The organism is Trinickia sp. (assembly GCF_051954495.1).
Lineage (GTDB): Bacteria > Pseudomonadota > Gammaproteobacteria > Burkholderiales > Burkholderiaceae > Trinickia.
The window spans coordinates 55,614-67,116 of sequence record NZ_JBQCHR010000039.1 but is presented as its reverse complement, the minus strand read 5'-3'; the positions used below and the strand labels follow the sequence as shown (position 1 = coordinate 67,116).

General features: G+C 66.6%; 8 protein-coding genes. 4 read left to right on the top strand and 4 right to left on the bottom strand.

Features of this window, described 5'->3' with window-relative positions; translation table 11 throughout:
- The 4 genes from ACTHNR_RS06665 to ACTHNR_RS06650 all read right to left on the bottom strand — a co-directional run.
- Window positions 1-2,615, bottom strand: a 2,615-nt coding sequence (locus ACTHNR_RS06665; RefSeq protein ID WP_440546777.1) for a DNA internalization-related competence protein ComEC/Rec2, incomplete at its 3' end; no start/stop codon positions are given.
- Between the two features lie 90 nt (window positions 2,616-2,705).
- On the bottom strand, window positions 2,706-3,494 hold the full coding sequence (locus tag ACTHNR_RS06660) for a TatD family hydrolase (RefSeq protein ID WP_440546776.1): 789 nt from the start codon (window positions 3,492-3,494) through the stop codon (window positions 2,706-2,708).
- A gap of 30 nt (window positions 3,495-3,524) precedes the next feature.
- Entirely contained in the window at window positions 3,525-4,268 is a 744-nt protein-coding gene (gene lolD, locus ACTHNR_RS06655) for a lipoprotein-releasing ABC transporter ATP-binding protein LolD (RefSeq protein WP_440546775.1), read from the bottom strand.
- A gap of 4 nt (window positions 4,269-4,272) precedes the next feature.
- Window positions 4,273-5,526 (bottom strand): lipoprotein-releasing ABC transporter permease subunit, encoded by a 1,254-nt coding sequence (locus ACTHNR_RS06650; protein WP_440546774.1) that lies wholly within the window; start codon window positions 5,524-5,526, stop codon window positions 4,273-4,275.
- Between the two features lie 114 nt (window positions 5,527-5,640).
- On the opposite strand from ACTHNR_RS06650, the gene ACTHNR_RS06645 reads away from it, so the two are divergent.
- From ACTHNR_RS06645 to lysS, 4 genes are all read left to right on the top strand, one after another.
- On the top strand, window positions 5,641-6,720 hold the full coding sequence (locus tag ACTHNR_RS06645; RefSeq protein ID WP_440546773.1) for a regulator: 1,080 nt from the start codon (window positions 5,641-5,643) through the stop codon (window positions 6,718-6,720).
- 88 nt (window positions 6,721-6,808) lie between these two features.
- Window positions 6,809-8,539: a single-stranded-DNA-specific exonuclease RecJ gene (recJ, locus tag ACTHNR_RS06640; RefSeq protein WP_440546772.1), complete on the top strand. Its 1,731-nt coding sequence runs from the start codon at window positions 6,809-6,811 to the stop codon at window positions 8,537-8,539.
- Window positions 8,540-8,673: 134 nt separating this feature from the next.
- Window positions 8,674-9,778 (top strand): peptide chain release factor 2 gene (gene prfB, locus ACTHNR_RS06635; protein WP_440546771.1). Its coding sequence is split into 2 segments (ribosomal slippage): window positions 8,674-8,754 and window positions 8,756-9,778, totalling 1,104 coding nucleotides; the frame shifts between segments, so codons are not numbered across the junction.
- Between the two features lie 16 nt (window positions 9,779-9,794).
- Window positions 9,795-11,321 (top strand): lysine--tRNA ligase, encoded by a 1,527-nt coding sequence (gene lysS / locus ACTHNR_RS06630; protein ID WP_440546770.1) that lies wholly within the window; start codon window positions 9,795-9,797, stop codon window positions 11,319-11,321.
- Window positions 11,322-11,503: the final 182 nt, after the last annotated feature.

The window sequence follows — 11,503 nt, the reverse complement described above, 5'->3', positions numbered from 1 at the left end:
TCCATCCAATACCGCCGATGTGAAACGCGATAGCGTTCGAGCGTGAGGCGCCCGCCCACGAGCGACGCGCGCACCGCGCCGTCGAGATCGGTGCGGGCAAGCGGGATCTCACGCGCTTCGAAACGGGACCAGACGCACGGATGGGGATGGCGAAAGCGATTGCGATAGCCTACCTGAAATACCGCCGCAAGCGGGTCGACGGAATCGAGGAAAGGCTCGGTCGAGGACGTGTTGCTGCCGTGATGCGCGACCAAGAGCACGTCCGCCTGCAGCGCGTCCGGTGCGCGCTCGACGAGCGCACGCTCGGCGGGCATGCCGATGTCGCCGGTCAGCAGCGCACTCATGCCCGGCGCGGCGATCTTGAGCACGCACGATTGCTCGTTCGAGCGTGCGGGCAAAGGGCCCGGATCGGGCCAGAGAATTTCGAATTCGACGCCGTCCCAATGCCAGCGCTGCCCCGCCGTGCAACGCAGGCGCTCGATTCCCGCCGCCCGCGCCGCATCCCAGATCCGGTGCGCGTCGGGCAAGCCGCCGAGGATTTGCCCCACCTCGGCCGCGTCGAGCACGGCCGTCACGCCGCCCGCGTGATCGGCGTCGCCATGGCTTACCACGAGTGCATCGAGACGGCCGACCCCGTTCGCCCGCAGAAAAGGGGCGACGATGCGCTCGCCCGCGTGGGTCGACTCAGGGCCGGGGCCGGCGTCGAACAGCAGTACGCGACGTCGCGTTTCGACCAGAATCGATGCACCCTGGCCGACGTCGAGCGCCGTCAGACGAAACGCGCCCTCCTCGATCTCGGGCGCGGCGGGGATGACGAGCGGCAGCCACGCAAGCGGCGCCGCGAAACGCAGCGGCCAGCCGCGCGGCATGAGACACCAACCGACGCCCGCGAGCGCCGCGGCCAGCGACGCAAGCGACGGACGCGCCGGCTGTCGATCGGCCCACGGCGACTGCGCGAACGCGTGCAGGATCCGCAGCAGCGGCTCGAGCAGCGCATGGGCCATGTCGTAGGCGAGCGCATCGAGCGGCGACGGCAGCGCGATCGCCACTAGGACAACGGGAGCCACGAGCACGCCGACCCACGGCACCGCGATCGCGTTCGCCAACGGCCCGACCAGCGAGACCTGCGAGAACCAATACGCCGTGAGCGGCGCGAGACCGAGTGTCACGGCCGCCTGCGCACGCATCGCATCGGCGCATCGCGTCCGCCCTCGCGCGAGCCATCGCCGCCAAGCCGAGAGGCTCGACACGCCCGACGCGCCCTGCCCGAGCGCATCGTTCGGCATCGCGAGCGAAGCGTGCCATGCAGGATCGCTCGCGCGCATGGCGTCGACCGCATCGAGCGAGGTATCGTCCGGCCCGCGCACGCGAAGCCGGCCGCGCATCGCGAACGCGATCAGCGCGACAGCGCCGAACGAAAGCCAAAAGCCGGCCGCCGTCACGGCCCAGGGATCGACGACCAGCACGAGCGCGGCCGCCCATGCCAGCACGAGCGAAAAGGCGACATCACGCCCGAGCAAAAACGCGCCGCTCGTCACGATCAGCATCCATAGCGCGCGCTGCGCCGGCACGTTGAAACCCGCCAGCGCGGCGTAGGCGGCGGCGCATAGGGCGCCGGCCATTGCGGCGACGAGCGGCGTGGCAATGACGAGCGGCCACTCGCGCGCGCCCCTGCGGGCTAGCGCCGCACCGAAAAAACACGACCGACGCCACAACCAGCCCGCTAGCGCGGCGCAAAGGCCGGCGACGAAGCCGATATGCAAGCCCGAGACCGCCACGAGGTGGCTCGTGCCGGTACGACGAAGCACGAGCCGATCGTCGGCAGCGATCCCTTCCTGTGCGCCGATCGCGAGCGCCGTCACGATGCCGCGATGTTTTGCGCTCGGCAGCGCGTGGGCGATCCGCTCCCGAAGCGCGAAGCGGACCCGGTCGATCGTCACGCCGATGCCGCCCGTCGTGCCGGGTAGCCGCGTTGCCGCGGCGTGCGCAACGACCGAGCCCGTCGCCCGGATGCCGCGCTCGAAGAGCGACGCCTCCATGTCGTGGGCCGCGAAATTGGCGTGACCATGGGCACGCTTGAGCCGCACGACCAGGCGCCAGCGGTCGCCCGGCATCAGATGCGGCGGGCGAGTGCCTCCACGCGCGTGCCAACCGAGCTGAACGATCGACGGGAACCGTTCGATGCCCGTTCTTCGTTGAACGTCGCCGACGTCGACGGCAAACGTGAATTTGAGACTGCCGCGATCGCCGATCGGCAAACCTCGTATATAGCCCTCGAGCGTGAGTTCCCGCGACTCCCACGCGAGAGGCAGCACTTCGGCCAACCGCCATTGCGCGCGCACGGCCGCATAGCTATATCCCGCGACAGCCGCGGCAGCCGCCAATGCCACCGGAACGGCGAAAGGCGCGGCCCTCATCGCCCATGGCGGCCTTCTCGCCACTGCGGCGGGCGCGCCGCCTTGCCAGCGAAAGCGATCACCCCGAACGAAAACAGCGATACCCGCCATCGCCGCAAACAGCGCAGCAAGGGCGACCCATTCCCCCGGCTCAGGCAACGCCGAGCGTTGCTGCAGCATGGCGACGCCGAACGCGAAGCCGATCAGCGCAGTCCGCATTCGTCCCCTCCGATCTGCGCGCCGAAATACGAGCGTGAGCGAAAGCCTTGGCTTTCGGCTCAACGGCCGCGTGGCGCGAACGATCGTGGATTATGGGCGAACGAGCGCGAGGCGGGGCAACGCTGCGTGCGCGTTAGCCGTCGTGCCTAACTGCAGCTCGTGCAAGTCGATCGCGCGCAGCTCGGCGATGACGCCGGCGATCCTCGGTACTTGGTCGGGTGAATTGCGCTGCTTATAGAGCCAAGCGGGGGGAATATCGGGCGCGTCGGTCTCGACGACGATCGCGTCGAGCGGCAATTCGGCCGCCAGCCGTCTGATCTGCCGCGACCGCTCGAACGTGACATTGCCGCCGAAGCCGAGCCGCATCCCTTGGTCGATGAATGCCTGCGCTTGCTGGAAGCTACCGTTGAACGCGTGCGCGATGCCGCGTCGCACCCCGTGCCGGCGCAAACCCTTGAGCACGAGATCCTGCGATTTGCGTACGTGGCAAATCACCGGCAAATCGTAATCGCGCGCGAGCCGTAGTTGTGCGTCGTAGAAGAAGCGTTGACGCTCGTCGTCGAGTTCCGGCACGAAGTAGTCGAGGCCGATCTCGCCTATGCCGACAAAGCGCGGATCGTCCAAACTCGCCTCGATTTCGCGCCGCAGCGCATCGACGTCGTCTTCCGCCGCCCGCAACGTAAAGAGCGGATGGATGCCGAGCGCGTACACGCCGCCCTCGATGCGATGGGCCAACTCGCGCACGGTGGCGAAGTTCGCGCGCGCCACAGCCGGAATGACGATGCGCGCGACGCCCGATGCGCGCGCCGCTTCAGCGACGGCCGCGCGATCGCCGTCGAATTCGCCGGCGTCGAGATGGCAATGCGTATCGATCCACATGTCGGCCTCGCTTGGCGTGGGTTCGACGCGTTAGACGGGGACGGAAGGCTCTTCGTGCAGGACGCCGTCGCGCAATCGCATGATGCGATCGCAGCGGCCGGCCAATTCGACGTCGTGCGTCACGATCACGAAGCTCGTCTCGAGCGTGGCCGACAGCTCCAGCATCAGATTGAAGACGTTGTCGGCCGTCGCGCCGTCGAGGTTGCCGGTCGGTTCGTCGGCCAGCACGCAAGCGGGCTTGGTCACGAGCGCCCGCGCGATCGCCACGCGCTGGCGCTCGCCGCCCGACAGCTCGCCCGGCCGGTGCTTGGCCCGGTGCGCGAGCCCGACGCGCTCCAACATCGCAAGCGCCTCGCGCCGCGCCGCGTCCTGGTCGAGCCGCCGGATCCGCAGCGGCATGGCCACGTTATCGAGCGCACTGAATTCGGCCAGCAGGTGGTGAAATTGATAGACGAACCCGAGCGCACGGTTGCGCAAGTCGTTCCGTTCGCGTTCGGCCAGCTTCGTGAACGGCCGCCCCAACAGCGAAACGCTGCCGGCGCTGGGCTCGTCGAGCCCGCCCAGCACGTGCAGCAGCGTGCTCTTGCCCGAGCCCGACGCGCCGACGATCGCCAGCTTTTCGCCGCGCCGCACTTCGACGTCCGCGCCGCTCAACACGGGCACGTTCAGCCCGCCCTGCACGAATGCTTTCGAAATGCCGTGCGCCTGAAGCACGCACTCGGTCGAACCTGGAGCGTTGAAAGCGGCGCTGCCGGCCGTCGGTCGTTCGGTCATGAAATCACTCATAGCGCAGCGCCTCCGCCGGGCGAACCTTGGCGCCTCGCCAGCTCGGATAGAGCGTCGCGAGCGCCGACAAGGCGAACGCGATGACGCCGATTCTCGCGACATCGCCGGGCACGAGTTCCGACGGCAGTTCGCTGATGAAGTAGACGGACGGCGGCAAGAACTGCACGCCGAGCACATGTTCGATCATCGGCACGAGCCAAGGAATGCTCCAGGCGATCAGGCACCCAAGCGCGACGCCCGAGGCCGTGCCGATGAAACCGATCGTGATGCCTTGAATGAAGAAGATCTTCATGATCGACCCCGGCTGCGCGCCGAGCGTGCGCAAGATGGCGATGTCGGCCTGCTTGTTCGTCACGGTCATGACGAGCGACGACACGAGGTTGAACGCCGCGACCGCGATGATGAGCGTGAGGATCACGAACATCATGCGCTTTTCGATCTTCACCGCCGAGAACCACGTCTTGTTCTGCTGGGTCCAGTCGCGAATGTAGAGATCGCCCGACAGCGTGCGCGCGAGTTCGTGCGCCACGCGCGGCGCCTCCTGCATGTCCTTGAGCTTGAGCCGCACGCCCGTGGGCGCGGTGATGCGAAAGAGCGCCTGCGCGTCGCGGATATTGATGAGCGCAAGCGAGGCGTCGTACTCGTAGTGACCGGATTGAAACACGCCCGTGACCGTGAACTGCTTCAAGCGCGGCATCATGCCGGCAGGCGTGATCGACCCCTCGGGCGCAACGAGCGTGATTTTGTCGCCGGGCGACACGCCCAGGTTCGCGGCCAGATCGGCGCCGAGCACGATATTGAATTGACCGGGCTCGAGATCGGTCAAGCGGCCGGCCTTCATATCCTTGCCGATGTCGGACACTTGCGGCTCGAGCGACGGCTCCACGCCGCGCAGCGCCACCCCGCTCACGGAGTCGCCCCGCGTCAGCAGCGCCTGCGCATCGACGTAAGGCGCCGCGCCGATCACCGCCGGGTTGCGGCGCGCTTCGAAGGCCGTGCGTTGCCAGTCGGGCATCGAGCCCGTCGGCGAAAAGATTTCGACGTGCGCGAGGACCGACAGCATGCGGTCGCGCACTTCCTTCTGAAAACCGTTCATGACCGACAGCACGACGATCAGCGCGGCCACGCCGAGCGCGATGCCCGACATCGATACAGCCGCGATGAACGAGATGAAACCGTTGCCCGTCGTGCGCTTGCCGGCGCGCGTGTAGCGCCAGCCAATTTGCCATTCGTAAGGGAGCTTCAAGCGAATCCTTCAATTCTCTGCGGCGCGCCGACCGGCTTGCAATACGCATGCCGCGGCGGCTCACTCGCGCCGCGCACAGGCGCGGCGCCGAACAAGCGCGCAGTTTGCCATACAATGCGCACCATCATGCATTCCAACCGTCTTCATCTCCTGTTGCCGTTCGCGCTCCCCACGGCCGCGGACGCATCGAGCGCGCTGCACGATCTGCGCAGCCCCGCGCTCGACAAACTGCTCGCCCGAGCGACGCTCGTCGAGCGCGTGGCCGGCGAAGACTTCCAGCGCACGTTGCCGCACGAGCGTTGGATTGCCCGCCAGTTCGGCGCGGTTCCCGCGAACGCAGCCGACGAGGCCCCGCTCGCGCCCTATATGCTACTCGCCGACGGCGGGACACCCGGCGACGATCAATGGGCGTGCGTCGAGCCCGTCCATGTGCGCATCGCCCACGATCACCTGGTGCTGATCGACCCGTCGGCCCTCGATTTGACCGACGAAGACGCGGCGAAGTTGCTCGTCACGGCCAAGCCCCTGATCGAAACGCTCGGCGTACGCGTCGAGGCGCCGACGCCGTACCGGTGGTATTTGTCAGGCGAGGCGCTCGGCGCGCTGGCCGGCGCGTCGCCGCTTCGCGCGAGCGGCCGCAGCATCGAAATCTGGCTGCCTCACGAGGCGCATTCCGGGCAGCGCTCGCGCATGTGGATGAAGCTGCAAAACGAAGTCCAGATGGGCTGGTTCGAGCACCCCGTCAACGAGGCCCGCGAAGCGCGCGGCTTGCCGGCCGTCAACTCGATATGGCTCCACGCGCAAGGCGCGGCGCAGCGCGTGCGCAGCCCGTTCGCGCGCGTGCTGTCCGACGCGCCGGCCACGCGTGGGCTCGCGCTGGCGGCCGCCGTGGAACCGAGCGCGCCGCCCGCTTCGTTCAAGGCGCTTCCGCCGCCGGTGGCCGGTGAAACGCTCGTCGAGTTGAGCCCCTTCACCGCGCCGTTCATCGCGCAGGACTGGGCCGCCTGGCAAACGGCGCTCGATGCGCTCGAGCGCGATTGGTTCGCGCCCGCGCTGGAAGCGCTCGACGCCGGCCGCCTCGGCGCGCTCGCGCTGACCCTCGCCGGCGATACCGGGTCGGTCACGCTCACCGCGACGCGCGGCGATTTGCGCAAGTTCTGGCGCCGTCGCGTCCTCGCATCGCTGTTCGAATGAAGCGGCTCACCGTCGTTTCAGCGCTTGCATTCGCCGGAAAGCGGCCTGCCGCGCCCTGCGTCCCCGCTTTCATTTTTCCGTCCCGTCCATGACTCGAATCGTCACCCGCGCGTGCTCGCCCGCCGATCAAGCCGCGCTGATCCGCCATGGCTTGCATCCGATTCTCGCCCGCCTGTATGCCGCGCGCGGCGTTCGCCTGCCCGACGAGATCGAGACCGCGCTCGCCCGGCTCGTGCCGCCCACCGAGCTGAAGGGCACGAGCGACGCGGCCGAGCTGCTCGCGCAGGCCATCTTGGCTCGCAAGCGCCTACTCGTCGTCGCCGATTACGACTGCGACGGTGCGACCGCCTGCGCGGTGGCCGTGCGCGGCTTGCGCATGTTCGGCGCGCAGGTCGACTATCTCGTCCCGAACCGATTCGAATACGGCTACGGGCTTACGCCGGAAATCGTGAAGTTGGCGGCCGCGCGCAAACCCGACCTTCTGATCACTGTCGACAACGGAATCGCGAGCGTCGACGGCGTGGCGGCCGCCAATGCGCTCGGTATCGACGTGCTCGTCACCGACCATCACCTACCTGGCGAAACGCTTCCCGCCGCTCGCGCGATCGTCAACCCGAACCAGCCCGGCTGCGGCTTTCCGAGCAAGTGCATCGCGGGCGTCGGGGTCATGTTCTACGTACTGCTGGCCCTGCGCGCGAGGCTGCGCGATCTGGGCGCCTTCGGCGAAACCGGCGCGCTCGGCAAAGCCGGCATCGCGCAGCCGCGGCTGGACGGTCTGCTCGACCTCGTGGCGCTCGGCACGGTGGCCGACGTCGTCAAGCTCGACGGCAACAATCGCGTACTCGTCGCACAGGGCTTGTCGCGTATCCGCCGCGGCCGCATGCAGCCGGGCATCGCGGCCCTCTTTCGCGCGGCGGGCCGCGAGGCGCGCACCGCTTCCGGCTTCGACTTGGGCTTTGCGCTCGGCCCGCGCCTGAACGCGGCGGGACGGCTGTCCGACATGTCGCTCGGCATCGAATGCCTGACGACCGACGACGTCGGCCGCGCCTGGGAACTTGCGCAGCAGCTCGATGCGATGAACCGCGAGCGGCGTGAAATCGAAGCAGGCATGCAGCAGCAGGCGCTCGTCGACATCGCCGCGCTCGATCCCGAGGGCAGCGCGACGATTACGCTGTTCAACGAAGGTTGGCACCAGGGTGTCATCGGCATCGTTGCCGGGCGGCTGAAGGAGAAGTATCACAGGCCTTCGTTCACATTCGCTCTGGCCGACGAGCATGGCGAGCGCGTCAAGGGTTCGGGCCGCTCGATCCCGGGTTTCCATCTGCGCGATGCATTGGATCTGGTCGCCAAACGCGAGCCCGACCTCATCGTCACGTTCGGCGGGCATGCCATGGCCGCGGGCGTCACGATCGCCACGCGCGACGTGCCGCGCTTCGCCGCCGCGTTCGAGACGGTGGCGCGGGAGCAGCTCGACGATGCCGCGCTCGCGCGCGTGGTCATGACAGACGGCGAACTCGAAGACGCATATTTCACCCCTCAAGTCGTCGAGCTGATCGATGCGGCCGTCTGGGGCCAGGGCTTTCCGGCGCCGACATTTTCAGGTGAATTCGACGTGGTTTCGCAAGCGCTCGTGAAAGACAAGCATCTGAAGCTGCAGCTCGCCCGCGGCCGGCAGCGCTTCCAAGCGATCTGGTTCAATCACACGGAAACGCTGCCGGCGCGCGCCCATCTCGCCTACCGGCTTGCCGCCGACAGCTGGAACGGCGTCGTGCGCGTGCAACTCATCGTCGAGCACGCGGCGTCAGGCGAGCCGCATTGACCGGCCGCGCCGGCCACATCGAATGCGCGAGCGCCGGGGCCTTGGCCGAATGAATATCGTCGGCGCCGGCAGCGCCCGGCGCGGCGGACCGATCGGCTATAATTTCCCCTTTTCACGAAGCAGAAAAGATCGACATGGAAGCCGAACGTCTGAACGCGATCGAAGGCTCTCTAGCGGACTTGCGCCGGCGCGCGAGCGAGCTACGGGGGTATCTTTGACTACGACGCCAAATTTGCGCGTCTAGCTGAAGTCAACAAGGAACTCGAGGATCCGAACGTCTGGAACGACTCGAAGCACGCCCAGGCCCTCGGCCGGGAAAAGAAGATGCTCGAAGGTGTCGTTCTGACTTTGTCCGCGCTCGACACCGACCTGCGCGATGCGCAGGATCTGTTCGACATGGCCCGCGAGGAAAGCGACGACGACACGCTTCTCGCCTGCGAGGCCGATGCTAAAGCGATCGAAGCGCGCGTCGCCGATCTCGAATTCCGCCGGATGTTCGCCAACCCGGCCGATCCGAACAACGCATTCATCGATATTCAAGCCGGCGCGGGCGGCACCGAGGCTTGCGACTGGGCCGCGATGCTGCTGCGTCAGTACCTGCGCTATTGCGAGCGCAAGGGCTTCAAGACCGAAGTGCTGGAAGAATCGGAAGGCGACGTCGCGGGCATCAAGAACGCCACGATCAAGGTCGAAGGCGAATATGCCTACGGGTTCTTGCGCACCGAAACGGGCATCCACCGCCTCGTGCGCAAATCGCCGTTCGATTCGTCGGGCGGACGCCATACGTCGTTTTCCTCGGTGTTCGTCTATCCCGAGATCGACGATTCGATCGAAGTCGACATCAACCCGGCCGACTTGCGCATCGATACGTACCGCGCGTCGGGCGCCGGCGGCCAGCACATCAACAAGACCGATTCGGCCGTGCGGATCACGCACATGCCGTCGGGCATCGTCGTGCAATGCCAGAACGACCGCTCGCAGCACCGCAATCGCGCCGAAGCGATGGCAATGCTGAAGTCGCGCTTGTACGAGGCCGAAATCCGCAAGCGTCAGGCCGAGCAGGACAAGCTCGAATCGAGCAAGACCGATGTGGGCTGGGGCCATCAGATCCGTTCGTACGTGCTCGATCAGAGCCGCATCAAGGATTTGCGGACCAACGTCGAAATGAGCAACACGAAGGCCGTGCTCGACGGCGACCTCGACGATTTCATCAGCGCGAGCCTGAAGCAAGGCGTCTAAGCGCACCGGATACACCATGACCGAATCGACTCTCCCCACCGTCGACGCCAGCGTCGACGAGAACAAGATCATCGCCGAGCGGCGTGAAAAGCTGCGCCTGCTCCGCGAGTCGGGTATCGCCTACCCGAACGATTTCCGCCCCACGCACCACGCGGGCGATCTGCAATCGCAATACGTCGACGCCGACAAGGACGCGCTCGAAGCCACCGCGCTGCAAGTCGCCGTGGCCGGCCGCATGATGCTCAAGCGCGTCATGGGCAAGGCGAGCTTCGCGACCGTGCAGGACGGCTCGGGGCAAATCCAATTCTTCGTCACGCCGGCCGACGTGGGCGAGCAGGCGTACGAGGCCTTCAAGAAGTGGGATCTCGGCGACATCATCGCCGCGCGCGGCGTGCTGTTTCGCACGAACAAGGGCGAGCTGTCGGTGCGCTGCACCGAACTGCGCCTGCTGTCGAAAGCGCTGCGCCCCCTGCCCGACAAGTTCCACGGCCTGTCCGACCAGGAAACGCGCTACCGTCAACGCTACGTCGACTTGATCGTCACGCCCGAGGCGCGCAGCACGTTCGTCGCTCGCACGAAGGCCCTTTCGTCGATCCGCAAGTTCATGTCGGACGCCGACTTCATGGAAGTCGAAACGCCGATGCTGCACCCGATCCCGGGCGGCGCGGCGGCCAAGCCGTTCACGACCCACCACAATGCGCTCGACATGCAGATGTTCCTGCGCATTGCGCCGGAGCTTTATCTGAAGCGGCTGATCGTGGGCGGATTCGAGCGTGTCTTCGAGGTCAACCGGAATTTCCGCAACGAAGGCGTCTCGCCGCGGCACAATCCGGAATTCACGATGATGGAGTTCTACGCCGCGTACACGGATTACACGTGGCTCATGGACTTCACCGAACAGTTGATTCGCCAGGCCGCCATCGATTCGCTGGGCACGGCGAACATCGTCTATCAAGGGCGTGAGCTCGATCTGTCCAAGCCGTTCCATCGCCTGACGATCACGCAAGCCATCCGCAAATACGCGCCCGACTACAGCGATGCGCAACTGGCCGACGCTGCATTCCTGCGCACGGAACTTAAGCGCTTCGGCGTCGATACGACGCAGCCGACCTTTCTGAATGCGGGCGTCGGCGCACTGCAATTGGCGCTGTTCGAGGAAACGGCCGAAGCGCAGCTGTGGGAGCCGACCTACATCATCGACTACCCGGTGGAGGTGTCGCCGCTTGCGCGCGCATCGGATTCGGTCGAAGGCATCACCGAGCGGTTCGAGCTGTTCATCACAGGCCGCGAAATCGCCAACGGTTTCTCCGAGCTGAACGACCCCGAAGATCAGGCGGCGCGCTTCAAGAAGCAAGTCGAGCAGAAGGATGCCGGCGACGAGGAAGCCATGTATTTCGACGCCGACTACATCCGCGCGCTCGAATACGGCATGCCGCCGACAGGCGGTTGCGGCATCGGCATCGATCGGCTCGTGATGCTGCTCACCGACAGCCCGAGCATTCGCGACGTCATCTTGTTCCCGCACCTGCGCCGCGAGGACTGACGCGCGCAAACCACAGCGGATTGTAACTATCGGTAAAAGCCGCTCGCCAGCCCGCTGGGAGCGGCTTTGTTTTATGCGGTGCGACCCTTCCACAGCCGATGGCCGCGCCTCTTTCGCGCGGGCGCCGCCGCGGCGCACCACGGTAGCCAGGCCCCGCGCGTTACAAATTGAAACGTCGAGAT